The following is a 22081-nucleotide window of genomic DNA, read 5'->3' as shown; positions in this document are numbered from 1 at the left end:
TGGCTTGGCGGGGTGGTGAGAATGTCGGGGTGAGCGAGCAGCAGCCGACCGGCGAGCCGACCGAGCCGCGGTCCTGGGACCGACCGATCCCCGCAACGCCGCCGCCACCGCCGCCGGGGTGGTCGCCCTATGACCGGACCGTGCCGCTCCAGCCGCCCCAGCCGCCGCCGCCGTCCCAGCCGGCCCGGGGCCGGGTCAGCGGCTGGGTGTGGCCGGCCGTCACCGTCCTCGCGCTGCTGGTCGGGGGCATCGGCGGCGTGGCCGGGGGTGCGCTGTGGGAGCGCTACGACGACGACCCGACGGTGTCGTACGTCGGCGGGACGGGCGCACCTGTCAGCCCGGCCCCCATCGAGGCGGAGGACGCCAGCGTCCCCGCCGTGGCCCAGGCGCTGCTGCCCTCCACCGTCCAGATCGTGGCGGAGTTCGAGGACGACGCCACTGGAGCGACCGGGTCCGGCTTCGTCTTCGACGACGCCGGTCACGTCGTCACCAACAACCACGTGGTGGCCGACGCGGCGGCCGACGACGGCGAGATCGTGGTGGTCGACCACGAGGGCAACCGGCTCGAGGCGAGCGTCGTCGGCCGCAGCCCGGTCTACGACCTCGCCGTGCTGGCGGTCCCGGAGGCGCGCGGGCTCAAGCCGGCCGCGCTCGGTGCCTCCGCCGCGCTGCGGGTGGGCGAGCAGGTCGTCGCGATCGGGTCGCCGCTGGGACTCAGCTCCACGGTGACCTCCGGCATCGTGAGCGCGCTGCACCGGCCGGTGACGACCGGCGACAGCGAGGACGACCTGTCCTACATCAACGCCGTGCAGACCGACGCGGCGATCAACCCGGGCAACTCCGGCGGGCCGCTGGTCAACCTCGTCGGCCAGGTCGTCGGCGTCAACTCCGCGATCGCGACGAACGGCACCACCCGGGCCGACGCGGGCAACATCGGTGTCGGCTTCGCCATCCCGATCGAGCAGGTGCGGGTCACGGCGGCGCAGATCCTGGCCTCCGGCGAGGCGCGCTACCCGGTGATCGGCGCCCGGGTGCAGACCGGGGAGGAGGGTGGCGACGGCGCCGAGATCGTCGACGTCGAGAGCGGAACCCCCGCCGCCGATGCCGGCCTGCGCAAGGGGGACCTTATCGTCGCGGTGGACCAGATGCGGGTCACCGACGGCATCGGGCTCATCGTCGCCATCCGGACCCACCAGCCCGGTGAGACGGTCACGTTCACCGTCCGACGGGGCGATGGTGAGCGCGAGGTCGAGCTGACGCTCGGCGGTCAGGTGGGCTGAGCGTCCTCCTCGGCCCGCTCCGCCTCCACGAACGGGTGGGCCGCCACGAACGCCTGGGTCTCCTCGTACATCCGGGCGATGTACTCCTCCAGCTTGCTCTGCTCGACCCGCCACTGCCCACGGCCGCCCAGCTTGATCGCGGGCAGCTCGCCGCGCCGCACCAGGGCATAGACCTGGGCGTTGGAGGTGTTGAGGACCTCCGCCACGTCGGCGAGGGTCAGGAAGCGCGGCGTCCCGGGCATGGCGCCATGATCCCACCCCCCTGTGGCGGCGGGCCGGTCCCACGCCGTTCCTGTGGACAGCCCCTGGCACGGTGGAGCGGCCCGGGCCATGATGTGGCCCGTGGCGAGGTATCCGAGGTATCTCAGTACGGCCACGCTGGCCGGTGCTCCTGTCGCGCAGCGGTCCTCGCGCCCCGGCTGGCGCGACCCTCGGCTGTGGGTGGGAGTGGCGCTGGTCGCTGGCTCCGTCGTGGCTGGCGCGCGCATCGTCGGCGCTGCCGACGACACCGTCGCGGTGTGGGCGGCCGAGGTCGACCTGGGCGCCGGGACGTCCTTGGCCGAGGTCGACCTGGTGCGTCGCCACGTGCGCTTCGCCGACGGCGACGGCCTGGCCGCCTACCTGCGCGCCGACCGGCCGCTGCCCGAGGGTCAGCTGCTGCGGGCCGTCGGCTCCGGTGAGCTGCTGCCCAGGGCCGCGGTGGGGTCGGCGGCGCGCAGCGGCACGGTGCAGCTGCCGGTCTCGGTGGAGCCCGAGCAGGTGCCGCCGTCGGTGGACGCGGGCGCGGTCGTGGACGTCTACGTCGTCGCGCCCGGCGGCTCGGCCGGTGCCGGTGCCGGCGCACGGACGGGCGAGGTCGAGCCGGCGCTGGCGGGCGCCAGCGTCGTGGCCGCCCCGGCGATCGAGGAGAGCTTCGGGACCACCGGGCGGCGACAGCTCGTGCTCGCCGTACCGGAGGCCGACGCCCAGCACTTCTTCGCCCTGCTCGGTGCCGCCGAGCAGGCGACGGTGACCGTGGTGCGGCGGGGCTGAGCGGACGATGGCGAGCGTTGCGCTGATCCTGGCTGCCGGCGCTCACTGGGAGCCGGCAGCGCTCGCCCGTCTGGAGCGCACGCCCGGTCTCGTCGTGCTCAAGCGCTGCGTCGACGTCGACGACCTGTTGGCCGCGGCAGCGGCCGGACAGTCCGACGTCGCGATGCTCGCCGTGGACGCCCCGGGCCTGGACGCCACGGTGGTGGCGCGCCTGCGCCACCACGGCGTGCATCCGGTCGCCGTCGTCCCTGCGACGGGCAGCGAGGCGGCGACCGCCCGGGCGGCCCGGGTCGGCATCGGCCGGGTGGTCGCCGACGACGACCTGGACCGGCTTCCCGCGGTGCTGTCCTCCGCCGCCGACCCCGGCGACCCCGACGAACCCGGTGATCTCCAGGGCGCGGTGGACCCGGGTCGGCCCGGAAGTGCCACCGACGTGCCTGCGGCCGGCGGCACCAGGGGCCGGGTGATCGCGGTGTGGGGCCCGGCCGGCGCGCCCGGGCGGACCACGGTGGCGACCGCGCTGGCCGCCGAGCTCGCGCGGCGCAGCGCCGACACCGTGCTGGTCGACGCCGATCCGTACGGCGGAGCCGTGGCCCAGACGCTCGGCGTGCTCGACGAGGTCTCGGGACTGCTCGGGGCGTCCCGGCTGACGCTCACCGGCCAGCTGGCCGGGCGCGACGGGCTGGCCAGCGTGCTGCGCGCCGTCGGACCGCACCTGGCGGTGGTCACCGGGCTGCCGCGGGCCGACCGGTGGGCCGAGGTGCGGCCCGGCGCCCTCGAGGAGCTGCTGACGGCGGCCCGCCGGGTGGGTCATGTCGTCGTCGACACCGGGTTCTGCCTGGAGGAGGACCCCGGCCTCGACCCGGGCGGCCGCCCGGGTCGCAACCACCTCACCCTGGAGGCGCTGGACGCGGCCGACGATCTGGTGGTGGTGGGCGCGGCCGACCCCGTGGGGCTGACCCGGCTCGCGCGCGGCCTCGCCGAGCTGCGCGAACGCGGCCTCGGAGCGCCGGTCCCGGTGCCGGTCCATGTCGTCGTCAACCGGGTCCGGCCGACCCTGGGCTGGCGGGACCGCGACATCGCCGACGTGGCGGCGACCGTGAGCCGGGTGGTCGAGCCGGCCGGCCTGCACCTGCTGCCCGAGGACCGGGTGGCCGTCGACCGGGCGGTCGCTTCCGGGCGGAGCCTGGCGGAGGCCGCGCCGGACGCACCGCTCAGCCGTGCCTGCGCCAGGCTCGCCGACGTGTTCGTGCGGGCGCCGGGGGCCCGTCGGCTCAGCTCGCGAACAGCAGGTACAGCCCGCCGGCGGTGAAGCCCACCATCGCGAACAGCAGCGGCAGCTGACCGGTGAGCTGATGGCGCCGCGGCAGCAGCTTGACCGCCCGGTCATGGGCGGCGATCACACCGAGCACGTGCCCGGTCACGACGGCGAGGACCTTGATGTTGGCCAGCATCGTGGGGTGGTAGGCGAAGTAGTAGCTCATCGACCAGTCCGCGGTGCCGAACCAGTTCGACCCGTTCGAGAACGGGTCCGAGGCCTTGATCAGCGTCGCCTGCGATCCCTCGATGAGGTACGACAGGTAGTGCGCGACGACGTAGCCCACGATGATCGGGATGATCGAGTGCGCGAACAGCGCGGGCAGGGCCGTGCGGTCGGTGCCGGGACCGACGCCGGTCGCCATCGTGCCGATCATGAAGATGGCGCCGACGAGCAGGCAGAAGCCGAGCAGCGTCAGGTTGCCGGCCAGCTGCTGGCCCCACGAGTGGTCGGCGATGAACTCGCTGTTCTGGACGAAGCCGATCCAGTGCTGGGAGTCGTGGAAGGAGTCGAACGCCGTCGACCCGAACAGCACGGCCATGACCGCCACCAGACCGCGACGGGGCACGACGCTGTCGAGGTTCGCCAGCGGGGAGCGGACGATGAGGGCGCCGTCACGACGGGCCCACACCGACAGCTTGGCGACCAGCGAGCTGTAGGCCTCGAACGGGTCGGCCCGCTCGTAGAAGTCGTTGCCGAACAGCGCGCCGCCGATGAGCATGACGGCGACGTACGCCGCGCACCAGAGCCGGACCGGGCCGAGCTCGGTGGAGTACGGGTAGACCAGCTCCATCCAGACGAACAGGTACAGACCGATCGCAGCCGGCCAGTAACCCAGCCGCTCGGGGTAGCGCAGGAGGCCGATCTCGGGGTCGCCCCCGGTCGCCTTCGCGAAGAGCCAGTTGATGGTCCGGACCGGGCTGATCGCCTTCCACACCGGTCCCAGGAACAGCGACAGCGGGACCAGGCCCACCCACCACCAGACGTAGAAGATCCCGAACAGCGGGTTCGTCAGCAGGTCCTTGCCGAAGACCGCGACCATCGCGGTGTAGCAGAACAGCAGGAACCCGACGACCCGCCAGCCGACCTTCCAGCCGGTGGAGTCGACGAGCGCGCCGAGCCATGCCGGCGCAGGCCGGCCGCTGGTCGCGGTGTCGTACCGCGGCGTGCGCCAGGCGACCGCGAGGACCGTGAAGGAGACGGTCAGCGCGGCCACCGCGCCGGCGATCGCCAGCTCGGGCGAGATCGGGAGGTCGCGAGCGCCGCCGATGCCGTGGGCAGAGAGTCCGCCAGGTGTCACCAGCGGCTCACTTCACCTCGAGCTGGACGACAGTGGCGTGCTGGTCGTGCGACTCGACCTCGACGATGCCCGCCTTGTCGAAGGGACCGATCTCGAGGATCGTCGTGCCCTTCTCGTAGGCGAGCTCCTGCTCGGGGTCGGAGTGGACGTGCAGCTCGCCCTCGGCGTCCGCCGTCACGACGAACTCGACCGGCTGGCCGATCTCGACCTCGATCCGCTCCCCGTTGGGCTCGATGGTGTCGCCCTCGATCGTCACCGCGATGGTCTGCGGCGCGGAGGTGCCCGCCGGCGTGGGCTCGCTGTCCTCGCCGCAGGCGGTCAGGGAGGCGACGGTGGCGAGGAGGACGGTGAGCGGGACGAGCACGCGGATGCGGCGCATGGGCACCTCTCTGGGAAGCGGCGGAACTGCTGGCATGCGAACGGACGGGGCCCGCTTGGGCGCCGTCCGGCCTCTGCCAGAATCGCACGGGAAACTGAGAGGGGGCCAAGAGGCCCCGGAAAGGGGTGCGGCCATGGGAGGCCTGGCGGAACGCCTCACCCCGCGCGATCTGGCGTTCCTCATCGAGGAGCAGCCCACGGCGCCCCGTCACAACGCGACCGTCGAGATCTTCGAGGCGCCCGACGGCGGCGCCTTCGACTACGACCAGCTGGTGGCCCTGATCGCCGACCGGATCGCCTTCGTGCCGCGCTACCGCCAGCGGGTGCAGTGGGTGCCCGGCCGACTGGCGAACCCGATGTGGGTCGACGACCCGGGGTTCGACCTGGAGTACCACGTCCGGCGCTCGGCACTGCCGCGTCCCGGCGACGCCGCCCAGCTGCGCGACCTCGTCGCCCGGATCGTGTCGCGGCCCCTGGACCGACAGCGACCGCTGTGGGAGATCTACCTGGTGGAGGGGCTGGAGGGAGGCCGCGTCGCGATCCTCACCAAGGCGCACAACGCCCTGGTCGACGGCGTCCACACCGTCGATCTCGGCCAGCTGCTGCTCGACGTCACGCCCGCCCAGAAGCCGGTCGACGACGACGACGTCTGGAACCCGCAGCGGCGGCCGACCGCCGCCGGGCTGGTGCTGGGCGCGGTCCGCGACTCGCTGAGCGATCCGGCCACCGTGGTGGCGACCGCCCGCGGCGTCGGCGCCACCGCCGGGCACCGCGCGCGCCGCACCAGCCGGAAGGTGCTCCGGTCCGCCGAGGCGGTGCTCGGCACCCAGGAGCGGCCCACGCCGGTCAGCGGCCGGCTGTCGCAGCAGCGCCGGTTCGCGACCGTGGACGCCACGCTCGCCGACCTGCGCACGATCCGGGCGGCGCACGGCGGCACGATCAACGACGTGGTCCTGGCCGTCGTCGCGGGCGGCCTCCGAGGGTGGCTGATGGCGCGCGCGGAGTCGCTCGCCGGTCTGCGCCGCATCCGCGCGGTGGTCCCCATCTCGGTGATCGACGAGAACGAGGAGGCCACGTCCCTGGGCTCCCAGATCGCGGCCCACTTCGTGGACCTGCCGGTCGGGGAGGCCAGTCCGGTGGTGCGGCTGCACCAGGTCTCCTACTCCTTCGAGACCCACCGGGCCACCGGGCGCGGCGTCGCGGCCAGCCGACTCACCGGCATCGCGGGCTTCGCCCCCACCACGTTCCACGCGGTGGGGTCGCGGGTGGCCGCGAGCCAGCCCCACCGCAGCTTCCAGATCAGCGTCACGAACGTGCCCGGGCCGCAGTCGCCCCGCTACGCCGCCGGCGCCAGGATGGTGGCCAGCTACCCGGTCCATCCGCTGCTGCCGGGTCATCCGCTGGCGATCGGCGTGACGTCGTACGACGGCCGGGTGTTCTTCGGCATCACGGCCGACCGCGACCTGGTGCCCGACGCCGACATCCTCGGCCAGTGCGTCGCCGAGGCGCTCGACGAGCTCGTGGACACCGCGACGGGAGCGCGTCCGCGGGCGCCGCGCGGCCGGCGCCGGGCCACCCCCGACATCACCGGCAAGGCGGACCGCGCATGAGGCTCTACGTCCCGGCGACCCTCGACCTGCTCGCCCAGTGGCGGGCCGGCGGCGCCGTGCCGCCGGGCGATCCCGGCGCCGCCGGCGGCTTCGTGGCTCCGGACGAGAGCGAGGACGGGGAGTACGCCGCCCTGATGGCCGCGGCCGACGCCGCCGTCGGGCTGCTGCCCGGTGGTGCGGGACGCCGCGTCGTGCTCGTCGTGGAGACCGCGACCCCGGACGGACCGGTGCCGGCCGTCGACTGGGCCGCTGTGCACGCCGACGCCGCCGACCGTCCGGCCGGAGCCGACCCCGATGAGGACCTCGGCTGGTTCGCGATCCAGGAGATCCCGGACCTGGTGGACCCGGCGTAGGGCGCAGCGGGCCGGGATGGGACCCTGGTGCCGCGATGACCGGACCGATCCCGCTGCACCTCGGGGGGCTGCATCCCTACGAGCAGGCGCTGACGCTGCTGCTCGCGTTCGGCCCGTTCCTGGCACTGGGCGTGCTGGTGGCGGTGCGGCGACGCCAGGACCAGGCAGCGGACCGGGCAGCGGACCGGGCAGCGGATCAGGTCGACGGGTCCGACCAGCCGCGCCCCGGCGACGACGGCCCGCTCAGCGGCTGAGCCACTCCCGGCCGACCTGGTTCTCCTTGGCGAGCGCCTTGCGGAGCAGGTCGGCGATGAGACCCTCGATCTTGCCGCCCACCAGCGGCATGCTCACCCGCACGTCCAGCCGCACCCGCTCGGTGGTCACGCCGCCGGCCTCGCTGAGCCGGACCGTGCCGGTGATCTCGCCGGGCTTGCCGGGGATCGCCATCGTGACGGTGGCCGCGTCGGGCGCCGACCAGATCTCCCGCTGCGAGATCGTGATCCGATCGCTGACGATCTTGCGTGCGAAGGACGGGACCCCCTGGGTCAGCTGCGTGTAGTCGATGCTGACCCGGCCGTCGGCCACGGTCACAGTCCGGGACACCGCGTGCTGTGCGTCGCACACCGCCTCGCGGAAGGCGGGGTCGGCGAGCATCGCGCTCACGGTCTCCAAGGGCGCGTCGTAGGTCAGCTCGTGCGTCAGCGGCGTGCTCATGGCGTCATCATGCCGGAGCGGTCGGGAGTCGGGTCAGGCCGACTGCCACACCTCGGCGGCGCAGGGCCGGCCGAAGAGCCAGCCCTGGGCGAAGTCGCAGCCGTAGCGCTCCAGCACGCGGGCCTGGGCCTCGGTCTCGACGCGCTCGGCGACCACCCGGGCACCCAGCGCGTGGCCCATCGCGATGATGGCCTCCAGCAGCGGGACCTCCGCGTCGGGGTCGCTGATGGGGTCGACGAAGGAGCCGTCGATCTTGAGCACGTCGACCGGGAGCTTGCTGAGCCGGCCGAGTGAGGAGTGGCCGACGCCGAAGTCGTCGATCGCGATCCGGGCGCCCAGCCGGCGGACCGCCACGATGTTCTCGGTCACCTGCGGGTGGTCGTCGATCGCCGCCTCGGTGATCTCCAGGGTGAGCCGGTCCGCGGGCACGCCGTGACGGGCGAGGAGCTCTCCGACGCGCTCCGCGTACCCGTGGTCGCGCAGCTCCCGCACCGAGACGTTGACGGAGACGCTGCAGCCCTCGAGCCACGGCGCGGTGCCGGCGGTGCGGATCGCCTCCGCGAGCGTCCAGGCGCCCAGGGCGCCCACGGCGCCGGTCCGCTCGGCCTGCGGGATGAAGGCGTCCGGCGGGACCAGCCCGCGCTGGGGGTGCTGCCAGCGCACCAGCGACTCGTAGCCGATGACGTGGCCGTGACGCAGGGAGGTGACGGGCTGGTAGTGCAGCACCATCTCACCGAGGGCGACCGCGGCCTCGATCTCGCCGGCGTCGCGGTGCGGGTCGCCGTACACCACGGTGCGGTCGCGGCCGTCGCGCTTGGCGTGGAAGAGGGCGACGTCGGCGCGGCCCAGCAGCATCGAGGCGGAGTCGCCCGGCTCCCAGGCGGCGACGCCGGCCGAGGCGGTGGTGCCCGGCGGCATCAGGAAGCGGAGCTCGTCGGCGACGTCGGCCGCCTGACCCAGCGACCAGCCGGGCAGCACGACGGCGAAGGTGTCCGCGCCGTACCTGCCCAGCGCCGCCGCGGGCGCCAGCGCCTCCCGCCAGGCGGTGGCGCTGGCGACCAGGGTGCGGTCTCCGGCCACGTGGCCCTCGGTGTCGTTGACGCGCTTGAAGTGGTCGAGGTCGAGGAGGATCAGCGTGAGCCGGCCCCGGTGACGGCCGATCCGGTCGATCGTCTCCTCCAGCCGGCGGGAGACGCCGCGACGGTTGAACATGCCGGTGAGCGGGTCCTGCTCGGCGTCGTCCGCAGCCCTGGCGAGCCAGGCCACCACCACGCCGACGACGACGCAGGCCAGCCCCTGCAGCAGCGCCACGCCGAGCGGGAGGCCGACCGCCATCATGGCCGTCGAGGAGGCGGCCAGCACCATCAGCACGTGCACGAGGGCACCCACCGGCGAGAAGAAGAACGCGGCGTCGATCACCACGAAGATGTAGAGGATCCCCAGCGCGATGCTGGCCTCGCCGCCCCCACCCGCCAGCACGTCGAGGCTGATGACGACGGTGCCGAGGGCCACCAGCGGGTGGTACGCCGCCCGGGGCACTCCGCGCGGTCCGAACCAGGCCGCGAGGACGCCGACCACGACGGCCAGCGCCGCCAGCGCGCGGACCACGGGGAGCTCGACGGGATCGTGCGGCGCGAAGAAGAAGCTGGCCACGAGCACCAGCAGCCCGCCCGCGCAGTAGAGCACTCCGGTGGTGAGCGCGAGGATGCGCTCGGTCGCGACCGCGGGCACGTCCAGCGTGCGCGGGTAGCCCGTGCGCGGGAGGTTGCGCCGATAGCTGTCCATCACCTGCTCCTCGTCGCGGTCGGGGGACCGCGGGGCCGATCATGCCCTGAGTAGGGCCCCGGTGTCGCGTGTTGCCTGTGGTGTGACTCACATCGCCCCCGGCGCTAGGGTCGGAGCGTGTCAATGACGACGCGTCTCCTCGAGCCCTATTTCCGCCACGTGCCGGCCGAGGAGCTGGCCGGTCGGGACCCCGACGACCTCGCCGGAGCGGTGGCCTCCCACGAGCGGCTGGCCGCCGTGCGTCCGGTCGGCACCGCTCGGGTCCGGGTCAGCACGCCCAGCCAGGCCGAGGCCGGGTGGTCCGCCGGCGGCCGTTCGGTGGTGGAGGTGGTCGTCGACGACATGCCCTACCTCGTCGACTCCGTCACCATGGAGCTCTCGCGCCAGCGTCGCGACGTGCACCTGGTCGTCCACCCCACCGTCGACGCACGGCGCGACCTCGAGGGTCGCCTGGAGGAGGTCCAGCCGGTCCGGGACGGCTCCCGGCCGGCCCCGGCGGGCATGGTCCGTGAGTCCTGGATGCACGTGGAGATCGGCCGGGTCGACCCGGCCGAGGAGGCAGAGCTCGTCGCTGCGCTGGAGGGTGTCCTCGACGACGTGCGTGGCGCCGTGGAGGACGCCGGCAAGATGCGGGAGCGCCTGGCCCGTGTCGCCGCGGACCTGCGTGAGCGGCCGCAGGCGGTGCCGCCGGGGCGCGACCCGGAGGACTGGGCGGCGGAGGTGGCCCGGTCGGCGGAGCTGCTCACCTGGCTCACCGAGGAGCACTTCCTCTTCCTGGGATGTCGTGAGTACGAGCTGCAGACCGGGGAGGACGAGGCCGACGATGGCCCGCCGGCGTACCTCCGTCCGGTGCCGGGCACCGGCTACGGCATCCTGCGGGCCGACCCGAGCCTCGCGCCCGGCGCCGGCCGGCTGCCCGAACGGGTCCGGGCGAAGGCGACCGAGCCGCACGTCCTCGTGCTGACCAAGGCGAACTCGCGGGCGACGGTGCACCGCCCGGCCTATCTCGACTACGTCGGCGTCAAGGCGTTCGACGCCGAGGGTCGGGTCGTGGGGGAGCGCCGCTTCCTGGGCCTGTTCACCAACGCGGCGTTCACGGAGTCGGTCACCCGGATCCCGGTGCTGCGCGAGAAGGCGGCGGCGGTGCTGGCCCGCAGCGGCTACGACCCGGCGAGCCACGCCGGCAAGGTGCTGCTGGAGACGCTGGAGATCATGCCCCGCGAGGAGCTGTTCAGCGTCCCGGTCGACGAGCTCGGCCCGCTCGTCGAGACCGCCATGGCGGCACGCGAGCGACGTACGCTCCGCGTCGTCGCCCGTCCCGACGCCTACGGCCGCTACGTCTCGGTGCTCGTGTCGCTGCCGCGCGACCGCTACAGCACGGCCGTGCGGGAGCGGTTCGCGCGGATCCTGCGCGAGCGGCTCGGAGGGGGCGAGGTGGACTTCACGGTCCGCATCACCGAGTCCACGACCGCCCGCGTCCACTTCGTCGTGCACGCCGGTGAGCAGGGCCTCGCGTCCGTCGACCCGGCGGCCGTCGCCGCTCTCGAGCAGCGACTGACCGAGGCCGCCCGCAGCTGGCGCGACGACCTCGTGGTCGCGGTCGAGCAGGCGTACGGCGAGCAGCGCGGCAGCGGACTGGCCCGCTACCTCGACGCCTTCCCCGCGGGCTACCAGGAGGACTTTCCCGCTCGGGTCGCCGCGGCCGACCTGGGGCGACTCGAGGCCGTCGCCGAGCAGGCCGGCGAGGCAGGGGAGGCCGTGGACCTCGCCCTCTACGCCGCGGACGGTGGCGATGCCGACTTCGGGGGCCCGCGGTTCAAGATCTACCGGGTCGGGGGCCCGCTGTCGCTGTCGCGGGTGCTGCCGATGCTGACCTCGATGGGGGCCGAGGTCGTCGACGAGCGGCCCTACGACCTGGAGGGACTGCCGCGCCCGACCTACGTCTACGACTTCGGGCTGCGCCTGCCGGCGGGGGCCGAGGACCTGGGCGAGGACCTGAGCGAGGACCTGCGCGAGCGGTTCGGCGCGACGGTGCGGGCGATGTGGGATGCCCGGGCCGAGATCGACGGGTTCAACGCACTCGTCGTGACCGCCGGACTGGAATGGCGTGAGGCCGCGCTGCTGCGCGCCTACGCCAGCTACCTCAGGCAGGCCGGTACGCCGTTCGCTCAGGCGACCATCGAGGCGGCGCTGCGCGAGAACGTCGTCATCGCGCGGTCGCTGGTCGAGCTCTTCCACGAGCGGTTCGACCCCGACCGGCCCGACGAGGGCCGCGCCGACCGGGAGGCCGCCGTCGTGGCTCGGGTGACCGAGGCGCTGGAGGCCGTGGCGAGCCTGGACCAGGACCGGATCCTGCGCTCCTACCTCCTGCTCCTACAGGCGACCCTGCGGACCAACTGGTTCGCCCAGGAGCGGGCGTCCATCGCCCTCAAGATCGACTCGGCGGCGGTCCCGGACCTGCCCGACCCGCGGCCCCGCTACGAGATCTTCGTGCACGCGCCGAGCGTCGAGGGGGTGCACCTGCGGTTCGGCTCCGTCGCCCGCGGTGGTCTGCGCTGGTCGGACCGGCGCGACGACTTCCGCACCGAGGTCCTCGGGCTGGTCAAGGCGCAGATGGTGAAGAACACCGTCATCGTGCCGGTCGGTGCGAAGGGCGGCTTCGTGCCGAAGCGGCTCCCGGACCCCGCGGTGGACCGGGACGGCTGGCTGGCGGCCGGCAAGGCGGCGTACCGCACCTTCATCTCCGGCCTGCTCGACCTCACCGACAACCGTGAGGCGGACGGCACCGTCGTCCCGCCGCCGCGGGTGGTGCGTCACGACGAGGACGACCCCTACCTGGTGGTCGCGGCCGACAAGGGCACGGCGACCTTCTCCGACCTGGCCAACTCGATCGCCCAGGAGTACGGCTTCTGGCTCGGCGACGCCTTCGCCAGCGGTGGCTCGGCCGGCTACGACCACAAGGCCATGGGCATCACGGCCCGGGGCGCGTGGGTCTCGACCGAGCGGCACTTCCGCGAGCGAGGCCAGGACTCGCAGACCCAGGACTTCACCTGCGTCGGCGTCGGCGACATGTCCGGGGACGTGTTCGGCAACGGCATGCTGCTCTCGCGGCACGTCCGGCTCGTGGCGGCCTTCGACCACCGCGACATCTTCCTCGACCCCACACCCGACGCCGCGACGTCGTACGCCGAGCGGGAGCGGCTCTTCGCGCTGCCCCGCTCCAGCTGGCAGGACTACGACCGCTCGCTGATCTCGCCCGGAGGAGGGGTCTGGTCGCGCCAGCAGAAGTCGATCCCGCTGTCGGCGGAGGCGCGCGACGCGCTCGGCCTCGCCGAGGACGTGGCGTCGCTGAGTCCGCACGAGCTGATCCGCGCCATCCTGCGCGCGCCGGCCGACCTGCTGTTCAACGGCGGGATCGGCACCTACGTCAAGGGCACCCACGAGACCCACGCCGCGGTCGGCGACAAGGCCAACGACGCGGTGCGGGTCAACGGTCGCGAGCTGCGTGCCGCGGCGGTGGTCGAGGGCGGCAACCTCGGCCTGACCCAGGCGGGACGGGTGGAGTACGCCCTCGGAGGCGGCCGGATCAACACCGACTTCATCGACAACTCCGCCGGCGTCGACACCTCCGACCGCGAGGTCAACCTCAAGATCCTGCTCGGCGGGGCGGTCGCGGCCGGGGAGCTGAGCGGTGCCGAGCGCGACGACCTGCTGGCCTCGATGACCGACGAGGTCGCCGCCCAGGTGCTGCACGACAACCGCGAGCAGAACCTCGCCCTGGCCAACGCGCTGTCGAACGCACCGTCGCTGCTCCACGTCCACGAGGACTGGATGAGCGAGCTGGAGCGCCGCGGCGTGCTCAGCCGGGCCGTCGAGGGGCTGCCCGATCCGGAGGAGGTACGCCGGCGGCTGGACGCAGGCGGTGCGCTGACCGCTCCGGAGCTGTCGGTGCTGATGGCCTGGACCAAGATCGAGCTCGCCAACGAGCTCGTCGAGGGCGACCTGCCCGACGACCCCTACCTCGAGCAGGATCTCCGGCTCTACTTCCCCTCGGCCGTGCGGGAGCGGTTCGCCGAGCGGATCGCCGCGCACCCCCTGCGGCGCGAGATCGTGGTGACGCAGGTGGTCAACGACCTGGTCAACGGCGCCGGGATGACGTTCTGGCCGCGACTGGCGCAGGAGACCGGCGCGACGGCCGAGGAGCTGGTGCGAGCCAACTTCGTGGCCCGCGAGATCTTCGGCTCGCAGCCGTTCCGCGAGGAGGTGCGCTCCCTGGACCACCGGGTCGACGCGGCCGTGCAGACCCGGATGCGGGTCGAGATGCGGACCCTGGTCGAGCGTGCCTCGCGCTGGCTGATCGCCAACCGCCGTGCCCTGGACGCGCAGGCGACCGTGGACGCCTTCGCCGGCCCGGTGCAGGCGGTGATGGCGGAGCTGCCCGCGCTGATGGTCGGTCGCGAGCAGGCCACCTACCTGGCCCGGCTCGAGCGGCTGCTCAAGGCGGGCGTCCCGGAGCCGCTGGCCGGGCGGGCAGCGGTGCTCTCGCCGGCGTACCTGCTGCTCGGCGTCGTGGACACCGCGCTGTCGGCCTCCCTGGACCCCGCGGAGGTCGCCCGGGTCCACGTCGCGCTGGGCGAGCGGCTCGGCCTGCCGGTGCTGCTCGACCGGATCGTGGCGCTGCCGCGCAACGACCGGTGGCAGTCGATGGCGCGCGCGGCCATCCGCGAGGAGCTGCACGGCGCTCACCACGCACTGACGGCCCAGGTGCTCGCCCGCACCGCGCCGTCGGACAGCGCGCCGGCACGGATCGCGGCCTGGGAGGAGGCCGACGCGGTCCTCGTGGCCCGCGCGACCGAGACGCTCGAGCAGATCTGCGCCGACGAGGACGCCGACCTGGCGCGGCTCTCCGTCGGGCTGCGCGTGGTGCGGGGACTGCTCGGCTGACCCGGGGTCGAGCGCGGTCTAGGGTCGGCCTGTGACGCCACTGCTCTCCGTACCGACCGCACGGGTCCGGCGTGCTCTGGGCCGGCCCAGCCCGCTGCGCGACCGGGTCGTGCTGGTGACCGGCGCGAGCTCGGGCATCGGCGAGGCGACCGCCCGGCAGGCTGCGGCGAAGGGCGCCCGCGTGCTGCTCGTCGCGCGCCGGGCCGAGGAGCTGGAGCGGGTCCGCGCCGACATCGAGCGGTCCGGCGGGCATGCGCGGGTCCACGTGTGCGACCTGACCGACCTCGACGCCGTCGACGCGCTGGCGCGCCAGGTCGTCGCCGAGTACGGCGCGGTCGACTACCTGGTCAACAACGCCGGCCGCTCCATCCGGCGCTCGCTGAGCCTGTCCTACGACCGCTTCCACGACGTCGAGCGGACGATGGCGGTCAACTACCTCGCCCCGGTGCGGCTGACGATGGGGCTGCTGCCGGCGATGCGGCGGCAGCGGTTCGGGCACGTGGTCAACATCGTGACCTGGGGGGTCACGCTCAAGGCGCCGAAGTTCTCCGCCTACATCGCCTCCAAGACGGCGCTGGACGCCTGGAGCCGGGTCGCCGCGCGCGAGACCTATCGCGACAACGTCACCTTCACGAACATGCGGTTCAGCCTGGTGCAGACCCCGATGACGGCTCCGACCGAGTCCTACCGGGGGCGCGGCGAGACGGCGGACCACGCTGCTGCCAAGGTGGTGCGTGCCCTGGAGGAGCGACCGCTCACCGTGTCGACACTGGCCGGGCGGCTCGGGGCGGCCGGTGAGCTCGTCGCCCCGCAGCTGCTGGAGCTCGGCTTCGCCCTGCTGGACCGGCTGACGCCGGACTCGGCGGCGGCACGGAGGCGTTGAGTCAGAGGTCGGTGCGTAGCCGCCACAGCTCGGGGAAGAGCACCACGTCGAGCATCGAGCGCAGGTAGGAGACCCCGCCGGTGCCGCCCGTGCCCGACTTGTTGCCGATGATGCGCTCGACCGTCGTGACGTGGCGGAACCGCCACAGCCGGAAGGCGTCCTCGAGGTCGGTGAGCTCCTCGCCCAGCTGGTAGAGGTCCCAGTGCTCGTCCGGCGCGCGGTAGACCTCCAACCACGCTTGCTCGACCTGCTCGCTGGCCTCGTAGGGCTGGGTCCAGTCCCGCTCGACCCGGTCGGCCGGCACCGGCAGCCCGCGGCGGGCGAGCAGTCGCAGCGCCTCGTCGTACAGCGACGGTGCCTGGAACGTGTCCTCCACCGGGGCGCGCCGGTCGGGCCGGTGGCCGTGCGGGCGCAGCATGGCGGCGTTCTTGTTCCCGAGGCGGAACTCGATGCAGCGGTACTGCCAGCTCTGGAAGCCGCTGCTCGAGCCGAGGAAGGGCCGGATCGCGCTGTACTCCGGCGGCGTCATCGTGGCCAGCACGTCCCAGGCGTGCACCAGCTGCTCCATGATCTTCGAGACCCGCGCGGTCATCTTGAACGCCGCGGGCAGCCGGTCGTCGGCGACCGCCGCCACCGCGGCCCCCAGCTCGTGGAGCATGAGCTTCATCCAAAGCTCGGAGGTCTGGTGCTGGACGATGAAGAGCAGCTCGTCGTGGTGCGGTGAGAGCGGGTGCTGCGCGCGGAGCAGCTCGTCGAGGTGGAGGTAGTCGCCGTAGTCCATGGATCCGGCCATCACGTCACCGCCTGCCGCTCGTGGAAGCGCTCCTCGCGCCACTCCTCCGACGCCATTACCTGGCGCAGCTGCTCCACGGCGTCCCAGACGTCGACGAACCGGGTGTAGAGCGGCGTCACGCCGAAGCGCAGGATGTCCGGGGCGCCGGCGTCACCGGCCCGGAAGTCGCCGACGACGCCGCGCGCGATGAGCGCCTGCACGATCGCGTAGGCGCCCTCGGGCCGCGAGAGGCACACCTGACTGCCGCGCAGCGCGTCCTCGCGCGGCGACTCGATCCCGAAGCCGCCCACCCGCTGCTCCACGAGATCGGCGAACAGCCGGGTGAGGGCGAGCGACTTCTCGCGCAGCACCGGCATGCCGCCGTACGCCTCGGCGGCGAGGACGGTGTCGACGCCGCACTCCAGCACGGCCGTCGCCAGCACCGACGGCGTGCCGGAGAGGTACCGGGCGATGCCGGGTGCCGGCCGGTAGTCGGTCGTGAACGCGAACGGCTCCGCGTGCCCCATCCAGCCCGACAGCGGCTGGGAGAACCGGTCGGCGTGCCGAGGGTGCACCCAGACGTACGCCGGCGCGCCGGGTCCGCCGTTGAGGAACTTGTAGCCGCAGCCGACGGCGAAGTCGGCCCCGGCGGCGGTGAGGTCGACGGGAACGGCCCCGGCGGAGTGGCACAGGTCCCACACCGTCAGCGCGCCCGCGGCGTGGGCCGCGTCCGTCAGCGCCGCCATGTCGAGGAGGCGGCCGGTGCGGTAGTTGACCTGGGTCAGCATCAGCACCGCGGTGCGCTCGTCGAGCTGCCTCGCCAGCTCGTCGGGGTCGGCGGGATCCTCGAGCAGCAGCAGCTCGCAGTCGTGCTCGCGGGCCACCGACTGCGCGATGTAGAGGTCGGTGGGGAAGTTGCTGCGCTCGCTGACGATGACCCGCCGCGTGCTCGTGCGCTGCAGCGCCACGGCGGCCGAGAGCACCTTGTAGAGGTTGACGCTGGTGGAGTCGGCGACCACGAGCTCACCCGGCCCGGCGCCGACCAGCCGGGCGATCTTGTCGCCGACCCGCCGGGGCAGGTCGATCCAGCCGGCGCTGTTCCAGCTCGAGATCAGGCCCCGGCCCCACTCCTCGGCGACGACCTGCTGGGCCCGGGCCGCGGCGGCGCGGGGCAGGGTGCCGAGCGAGTTGCCGTCGAGGTAGATCAGCCCCTCCGGCACCTCGAACAGGTCGCGCAGCGGCGCGAGCGGATCGGCCGCGTCCAGCGCGAGCGCATCCTCACGGGTGCTCATGCCAGGTCCCGCAGCACGGCGCGCACCGGCGCGGCGTCCGCGCCGGCCAGCTTCAGCGGCAGGGCGATCAGCTCGTAGTCGCCCTCGTCGACGTCGTCGAGGAGGAGGTTCTCCAGGATCCGCACGTCGCCACGGTGGGCGGCGTGGTGGGCGTCGAGGGTCGAGCTGTCGGCCGGGTCCAGGCTGGCGGTGTCCACGCCGACCAGCCTCACACCGAGACCGGCCAGGCGCGTCACCAGGTCGGGGTGCAGGCCGGGGAACCGGTCGTCCCACGTGCGCGGCTGCCGGTCGTAGGTCCGCACCAGCACGCGGGGCGGGATGTCCTCACCCAGCGCGCCGGCGACGTCGTCCCAGGTGACGAGCGCGCCGGAGTCGAGCGCGTGCACGACGCGGCACCGGCCGACGTACGGCGCCAGGTCGAGGTCGGCGGCCGACGCGCCGTCCGCGGTGAAGTGCAACGGCGCGTCGGCGTGCGCCCCGGTGTGGGGCGAGAGCGTCAGCCGCGCCACGTTGACCGGGCATCCGGGCCCGAGCTCGAAGGTCCACGTCGCGTGGAAGGACTGGTCGCCGGGGAAGACCGGCGCGTCGGCGGAGACGGTGGGGGAGATGTCACGGAGGCGGGGCTCGGCGGCCATGGTCGGATGCTAGGCCAGGCGGCGCAAGGGCCCTGGCAGGTGCGTGCCGGGCGGGGAGCGCGGATACTGGTGGGGTCCGGTCCCGGCCGGGCGGTGTCCGACTTCCCCTGCGAGAGGCCCCACGATGCGTGCGATCTGGAAGGGCGCGGTGTCCTTCGGACTGGTCAACGTGCCGGTGAAGCTGTACAGCGCCACCGAGTCCCACGACGTCGCCTTCCGGCAGGTCCACGCCAAGGACGGCGGCCGGATCCGCTACCAGCGGGTCTGCTCGATCGACGGCGAGGAGGTGCCGTACGCCGACATCGCCAAGGGCTTCGAGACCGAGGACGGCGAGATGGTGGTCCTCACCGACGACGACCTCGCCGAGCTGCCGTCGACGTCGAGCCGGGAGATCTCGGTCGAGAAGTTCGTCCCCAGCGACCAGATCGACCCGATGCTGTTCGAGAAGTCCTACTACCTCGAGCCGGAGGCGAGCGGCGCCAAGCCCTACGCCCTGCTGCGGCAGGCCCTGCTCGAGGCCGACCGGATGGCCGTCGTGACCGTCGCGCTGCGGCAGCGCACGACGGTCGCGGTGCTGCGGGTGCGTGACGACGTCATCGTGCTGCAGACGATGATGTGGCCCGACGAGATCCGCACCCCCGACTTCAAGGTCGAGACCGGCGAGGTCAAGGACGCCGAGGTCACGATGGCGCGGATGCTCGTCGAGACCCTCGCCGGCGACTTCGACCCCAGCGAGTTCGAGGACGACTACGCCGAGGCGGTGCAGGCGCTGGTCACGGCGAAGATCGAGGGTGGCGAGGTGGCCCGCACCCCCACGGCCACGAAGTCCGCCGGCGAGGTCGTCGACCTGCTCGCCGCGCTGCAGCGCTCCGTGGCCGCCGCGAAGACCGCGCGTGGCGAGGAGGTGCCCGACGAGGTCGAGGAGGCGCCCCGGAAGAAGACATCGGGGACGACCGCAGCCAAGAAGACCACGGCCAAGAAGCCGGCAGCCCAGAAGCCGGCGGCCAAGAAGACGACCGCGAAGAAGCCGGCCGCGAAGAGCACCAAGAAGACGGCGGCCAAGAAGGCCAGCTGATCGGCGGCCACCTGAGGCCTCTCGCCGCGCTGGCGTCGTACGTCAGGATGGGGCCATGCGACCGATGCTCGCGACGGCCGGTCCCACCGGCGTGGCCGGCGCCCGCAGCGTCCCGGACGGGACCGACTGGGTGCACGAGGTGAAGTGGGACGGCGTCCGTCTGCTCGCGGAGACCACGCCGGAGGGCGTGAGTCTCACGACCCGCAACGGCAACGTCGCCACGGCGGCCTGGCCCGACCTCGTCGACGTCGCCCCGCGACGGGACCTGGTGCTCGACGGCGAGGTCATCGCGCTCAACGAGCGCGGCCGCCCGGACTTCCGCACCCTGGCCGAGCGGATGCACGTGCGCAGCGCGCAGACCGCCCGGCGGCTGGCGGCCCGGGTCCCGGCGACCTACATGGTCTTCGACCTGCTGCGCCTGGACGGGCGCGACCTGACCCACCGTCCGCTCGCGGAGCGCCGCCAGCTGCTGGAGGGGCTCGACCTGGGTCCGTGGCAGGTGCCGGCGACGTACGACGACGGCCGGATGCTCTTCGACGCGACCCGCGACCAGGGACTGGAGGGCATCGTCAGCAAGCGGCTCGACTCGCCCTACCGGCCCGGTGAGCGCAGCCGCTGGTGGCTGAAGTTCGCCCACCGGTTCCGTGGCTCCTACGTCGTCGGAGGCTGGCGGCCGCAGACCGGCACCGCCGACCGGCTCGCTGCGGTGCTGGTCGGCGAGGTCACCCCCGACGGGCTCGCCTACCGGGGCCGGGTCGGCAGCGGGCTCACCGGCCGGACCGCGGTCCAGCTGGCGCAGCAGCTGACGCCGCGCGAGGCCAGTCCCTTCGTGGACCCGGTGCCGGCCGAGGACGCCCGCGGGACGTTCTGGGTGGAGCCGGAGGTCGTCGTCGACGTGGACACCCACGGGGTGGGGTACCAGCGGCTGCGCCAGCCCTCGTTCCAGGGCGTGCGCGCCGACCTGAGCCCGGAGGACCTGTGATGAGGCTGCTGACCGTGCCGGCCCTCGCGGTGCTGCTGCTCTCCGGACTCCTCGCCGCGCCGGCCGGGGCGGCCACGGTCCGGCTCGGTGGCGTGCCGGTGCGGCTCGAGGCCGGCACCACCCAGGTCGTCACCGTGCACCGGACCCGGGGCCACCACGCCCGGGTGTCGCTGTGGGTGCTGTCGCGCGGGCCCGAGCGCCGCTGGGTGCGGCGGGCGAGCACGGCCGACGGCCGGATCGGCTACGGCGGGCTGAGCCGCGAGGGGGAGCGACGCCAGGGCGACGGCACCACGCCGCTGGGCACCTACGACCTGCCCTCGGCGTTCGGGACCCACCCGCGCTCGGCGGCGTGGGACCTGCCGTACCACCGGATCCGGAAGGGCGACTACTGGGTCGGTGACAACGCCTCGCCGTACTACAACCAGCTGCGGCACCGCTCGCGCGGCGGCTTCCGCTGGTGGCTGCCCGCGAGCCACGAGGACGCCTCGGAGCGGCTGCTGGACTACCGCCGCCAGTACGAGTACGCGCTGGTCACCGGCTTCAACGCCGAGCAGGTACGCCGGCGCGGGTTCGCCATCTTCCTGCACGTCAACGGCCGGGGCGCGACCGCCGGCTGCGTGAGCGTGCCGCGCTCGTTCATGCGGATGCTGATGGCCAGGCTCGACCCCGAGCGCCGTCCCGTCATCGCGATCGGCCGCTGACGCGATGGCCGGCCAGGACAGCCTCGACGACCTCGCCGAGGTGCACGTCTCCGTCGGGGGCCGCACCCTGCGGCTGACCAACCTCGGCAAGGTGCTCTACCCCGCCACGGGCACCACCAAGGGCGAGGTGCTCGACTACTACGCCCGGGTCGCGCCGGTGCTGCTCCCGCACCTGCACGGCCGGGCGGTGACCCGGATCCGCTGGCCGCACGGCGTCGCGGGGGAGAGCTTCTTCGAGAAGAACGTGCCGGCCCGCACCCCCGGCTGGGTGCGGACCGCCACGGTGCCCACCACCGGCTCGCGCACCGGGTCCCGCCAGGAGGGGACGATCACCTTCCCCGTCGTCGAGGAGCTGGCGACGCTGACGTGGCTGGTCAACCTCGCGGCCCTGGAGCTGCACGTGCACCAGTGGGTGGTCGACGACGCCGGCGACCCGATCGGTGCCGACCGCCTGGTGATCGACCTCGACCCCGGGGAGCCGGCGGGACTGCACGAGTGCTGCGTCGTCGCGCTGCGGGTCCGGGACCGGCTCGCCGAGCACGGCCTGACGGCGTACCCCGTCACCAGCGGCAGCAAGGGGCTGCACCTGTACGCCACCCTGCCGGCGCCCGTGCCCAGCGAGGACTCCACGGCGCTGGCCAAGCAGGTCGCCGAGGAGCTCCAGCGCGAGCAGCCGGACCTGGTGACCGCGACGATGACGAAGTCCCGCCGGACGGGCAAGGTCTTCCTCGACTGGTCCCAGAACGCCGGCTCCAAGACGACGATCGCGCCGTACTCCCTGCGTGGCCGGGAGCGGCCCACGGTCGCGACGCCGCTGACCTGGGACGAGGTCGAGACCGGTGCGGAGGACCCGCTCGGCCTCGAGCAGTTCCGGTTCGAGGAGGTCCTGCAGCGGATCGCCGACCACGGTGACCTCTTCGGCGCGCCCTGACACTCGGTGTTACCCGCAGGAGAGGCTGATGTGGACCGCGCGTTGAGCCCGCCGGACTAGGGTCCTTCCGTCCTATCGCCCTGGGAGGAGGTCGTC

General features: G+C 73.6%; 20 protein-coding genes. 12 read left to right on the top strand and 8 right to left on the bottom strand.

Translation table 11 applies throughout. From position 1 onward, the window contains the following. The first annotated feature begins 29 nt into the window (after nt 1-29). Entirely contained in the window at nt 30-1280 is a 1251-nt protein-coding gene (locus VGE38_RS08805; RefSeq protein ID WP_331142162.1) for a S1C family serine protease, read from the top strand. On the opposite strand, the gene VGE38_RS08800 is transcribed toward VGE38_RS08805, so the two are convergent. Further along, on the bottom strand, nt 1268-1522 hold the full coding sequence (locus VGE38_RS08800; RefSeq protein ID WP_331142161.1) for a helix-turn-helix domain-containing protein: 255 nt from the start codon (nt 1520-1522) through the stop codon (nt 1268-1270). The two genes, VGE38_RS08805 and VGE38_RS08800, sit on opposite strands and share 13 nt — an antisense overlap. Nucleotides 1523-1622: 100 nt before the next feature. Between VGE38_RS08800 and VGE38_RS08795 the strand changes: the two genes are divergently transcribed. Together VGE38_RS08795 and VGE38_RS08790 are read left to right on the top strand one after the other, a co-directional pair. After that, the gene (locus VGE38_RS08795) at nt 1623-2312 is read left to right on the top strand and encodes a hypothetical protein (protein WP_331142160.1); all 690 of its coding nucleotides are present in this window, start codon (nt 1623-1625) and stop codon (nt 2310-2312) included. A gap of 7 nt (nt 2313-2319) precedes the next feature. Further along, nucleotides 2320-3624 (top strand): CpaE/TadZ family protein, encoded by a 1305-nt coding sequence (locus VGE38_RS08790; RefSeq protein ID WP_331142159.1) that lies wholly within the window; start codon nt 2320-2322, stop codon nt 3622-3624. Here VGE38_RS08790 and VGE38_RS08785 read toward each other — a convergent pair. Next, nucleotides 3587-4930, bottom strand: coding sequence for a hypothetical protein (locus VGE38_RS08785; RefSeq protein ID WP_331142158.1), 1344 nt, complete (start codon nt 4928-4930; stop codon nt 3587-3589). The two genes, VGE38_RS08790 and VGE38_RS08785, sit on opposite strands and share 38 nt — an antisense overlap. A gap of 7 nt (nt 4931-4937) precedes the next feature. Then, on the bottom strand, nt 4938-5309 hold the full coding sequence (locus VGE38_RS08780; RefSeq protein ID WP_331142157.1) for a hypothetical protein: 372 nt from the start codon (nt 5307-5309) through the stop codon (nt 4938-4940). A gap of 133 nt (nt 5310-5442) precedes the next feature. Between VGE38_RS08780 and VGE38_RS08775 the strand changes: the two genes are divergently transcribed. Genes VGE38_RS08775 through VGE38_RS08765 form a run of 3 tightly spaced genes read left to right on the top strand, consistent with a single transcriptional unit; the run spans nt 5443 to nt 7525 of the window. Continuing rightward, nucleotides 5443-6918, top strand: a complete 1476-nt coding sequence (locus VGE38_RS08775) for a WS/DGAT/MGAT family O-acyltransferase (protein ID WP_331142156.1) — start codon at nt 5443-5445, stop codon at nt 6916-6918. Continuing rightward, a complete protein-coding gene (locus tag VGE38_RS08770) occupies nt 6915-7271 on the top strand; it encodes a DUF6912 family protein (RefSeq protein ID WP_331142155.1) in 357 nt (118 codons plus the stop codon). The genes VGE38_RS08775 and VGE38_RS08770 overlap by 4 nt, the downstream gene beginning before the upstream one ends. A gap of 35 nt (nt 7272-7306) precedes the next feature. After that, nucleotides 7307-7525 (top strand): hypothetical protein, encoded by a 219-nt coding sequence (locus tag VGE38_RS08765; protein WP_331142154.1) that lies wholly within the window; start codon nt 7307-7309, stop codon nt 7523-7525. On the opposite strand, the gene VGE38_RS08760 is transcribed toward VGE38_RS08765, so the two are convergent. Continuing rightward, nucleotides 7515-7985, bottom strand: a complete 471-nt coding sequence (locus VGE38_RS08760) for a DUF2505 domain-containing protein (RefSeq protein WP_331142153.1) — start codon at nt 7983-7985, stop codon at nt 7515-7517. The genes VGE38_RS08765 and VGE38_RS08760 overlap by 11 nt on opposite strands. A 33-nt stretch (nt 7986-8018) precedes the next feature. Continuing rightward, on the bottom strand, nt 8019-9770 hold the full coding sequence (locus tag VGE38_RS08755) for an EAL domain-containing protein (protein ID WP_331142152.1): 1752 nt from the start codon (nt 9768-9770) through the stop codon (nt 8019-8021). Nucleotides 9771-9893: 123 nt separating this feature from the next. Here VGE38_RS08755 and VGE38_RS08750 point away from each other — a divergent pair, with 123 nt between their 5' ends. Further along, a complete protein-coding gene (locus VGE38_RS08750) occupies nt 9894-14714 on the top strand; it encodes an NAD-glutamate dehydrogenase (RefSeq protein WP_331142151.1) in 4821 nt (1606 codons plus the stop codon). A gap of 31 nt (nt 14715-14745) precedes the next feature. Further along, nucleotides 14746-15597, top strand: a complete 852-nt coding sequence (locus VGE38_RS08745) for an SDR family NAD(P)-dependent oxidoreductase (protein ID WP_331142150.1) — start codon at nt 14746-14748, stop codon at nt 15595-15597. A gap of 1 nt (nt 15598) precedes the next feature. On the opposite strand, the gene kynA is transcribed toward VGE38_RS08745, so the two are convergent. Genes kynA through kynB form a run of 3 tightly spaced genes read right to left on the bottom strand, consistent with a single transcriptional unit; the run spans nt 15599 to nt 18296 of the window. Further along, entirely contained in the window at nt 15599-16390 is a 792-nt protein-coding gene (gene kynA / locus VGE38_RS08740) for a tryptophan 2,3-dioxygenase (RefSeq protein ID WP_331142149.1), read from the bottom strand. Then, entirely contained in the window at nt 16390-17661 is a 1272-nt protein-coding gene (gene kynU / locus VGE38_RS08735; protein ID WP_331142148.1) for a kynureninase, read from the bottom strand. Before kynU ends, kynA begins: the two co-directional genes overlap by 1 nt. Beyond that, nucleotides 17658-18296, bottom strand: a complete 639-nt coding sequence (gene kynB / locus VGE38_RS08730; protein WP_331142147.1) for an arylformamidase — start codon at nt 18294-18296, stop codon at nt 17658-17660. The genes kynU and kynB overlap by 4 nt, the downstream gene beginning before the upstream one ends. Before the next feature lie 124 nt (nt 18297-18420). Between kynB and ku the strand changes: the two genes are divergently transcribed. Genes ku through ligD (VGE38_RS08710) form a run of 4 tightly spaced genes read left to right on the top strand, consistent with a single transcriptional unit; the run spans nt 18421 to nt 21985 of the window. Beyond that, nucleotides 18421-19371 (top strand): non-homologous end joining protein Ku, encoded by a 951-nt coding sequence (ku, locus tag VGE38_RS08725; RefSeq protein ID WP_331142146.1) that lies wholly within the window; start codon nt 18421-18423, stop codon nt 19369-19371. Between the two features lie 55 nt (nt 19372-19426). Next, nucleotides 19427-20353: a non-homologous end-joining DNA ligase gene (gene ligD / locus VGE38_RS08720; RefSeq protein ID WP_331142145.1), complete on the top strand. Its 927-nt coding sequence runs from the start codon at nt 19427-19429 to the stop codon at nt 20351-20353. Then, nucleotides 20353-21054 carry a L,D-transpeptidase family protein gene (locus VGE38_RS08715; RefSeq protein WP_331142144.1) on the top strand — a complete coding sequence of 234 codons (702 nt, stop codon included), beginning with the start codon at nt 20353-20355 and terminating at the stop codon, nt 21052-21054. Before ligD (VGE38_RS08720) ends, VGE38_RS08715 begins: the two co-directional genes overlap by 1 nt. A gap of 4 nt (nt 21055-21058) precedes the next feature. Next, nucleotides 21059-21985, top strand: coding sequence for a non-homologous end-joining DNA ligase (gene ligD / locus VGE38_RS08710; RefSeq protein WP_331142143.1), 927 nt, complete (start codon nt 21059-21061; stop codon nt 21983-21985). The last annotated feature ends 96 nt before the right edge of the window (nt 21986-22081 follow it).

The sequence above is a fragment of the Nocardioides sp. genome, assembly GCF_036405735.1.
Classification (GTDB): Bacteria; Actinomycetota; Actinomycetes; order Propionibacteriales; family Nocardioidaceae; genus Nocardioides.
Note: the sequence above shows the minus strand (reverse complement) of the source record. Positions and strands in the feature narration are given on the sequence as shown.

Bases quoted from the DNA above. Each gene is read 5' to 3' on its own strand.
- VGE38_RS08755 (WP_331142152.1), bottom strand. From the start codon at position 9,770: ATGGACAGCTATCGGCGCAACCTCCCGCGCACGGGCTACCCGCGCACG.
- VGE38_RS08775 (WP_331142156.1), top strand. From the start codon at position 5,443: ATGGGAGGCCTGGCGGAACGCCTCACCCCGCGCGATCTGGCGTTCCTC.
- kynA (WP_331142149.1), bottom strand. From the start codon at position 16,390: ATGGCCGGATCCATGGACTACGGCGACTACCTCCACCTCGACGAGCTG.
- VGE38_RS08800 (WP_331142161.1), bottom strand. From the start codon at position 1,522: ATGCCCGGGACGCCGCGCTTCCTGACCCTCGCCGACGTGGCGGAGGTC.
- ligD (WP_331142143.1), top strand. From the start codon at position 21,059: ATGGCCGGCCAGGACAGCCTCGACGACCTCGCCGAGGTGCACGTCTCC.
- ligD (WP_331142145.1), top strand. From the start codon at position 19,427: ATGCGACCGATGCTCGCGACGGCCGGTCCCACCGGCGTGGCCGGCGCC.
- kynB (WP_331142147.1), bottom strand. From the start codon at position 18,296: ATGGCCGCCGAGCCCCGCCTCCGTGACATCTCCCCCACCGTCTCCGCC.
- VGE38_RS08770 (WP_331142155.1), top strand. From the start codon at position 6,915: ATGAGGCTCTACGTCCCGGCGACCCTCGACCTGCTCGCCCAGTGGCGG.
- ku (WP_331142146.1), top strand. From the start codon at position 18,421: ATGCGTGCGATCTGGAAGGGCGCGGTGTCCTTCGGACTGGTCAACGTG.
- kynU (WP_331142148.1), bottom strand. From the start codon at position 17,661: ATGAGCACCCGTGAGGATGCGCTCGCGCTGGACGCGGCCGATCCGCTC.
- VGE38_RS08760 (WP_331142153.1), bottom strand. From the start codon at position 7,985: ATGAGCACGCCGCTGACGCACGAGCTGACCTACGACGCGCCCTTGGAG.
- VGE38_RS08750 (WP_331142151.1), top strand. From the start codon at position 9,894: ATGACGACGCGTCTCCTCGAGCCCTATTTCCGCCACGTGCCGGCCGAG.
- VGE38_RS08790 (WP_331142159.1), top strand. From the start codon at position 2,320: ATGGCGAGCGTTGCGCTGATCCTGGCTGCCGGCGCTCACTGGGAGCCG.
- VGE38_RS08780 (WP_331142157.1), bottom strand. From the start codon at position 5,309: ATGCGCCGCATCCGCGTGCTCGTCCCGCTCACCGTCCTCCTCGCCACC.
- VGE38_RS08715 (WP_331142144.1), top strand. From the start codon at position 20,353: ATGAGGCTGCTGACCGTGCCGGCCCTCGCGGTGCTGCTGCTCTCCGGA.
- VGE38_RS08765 (WP_331142154.1), top strand. From the start codon at position 7,307: ATGACCGGACCGATCCCGCTGCACCTCGGGGGGCTGCATCCCTACGAG.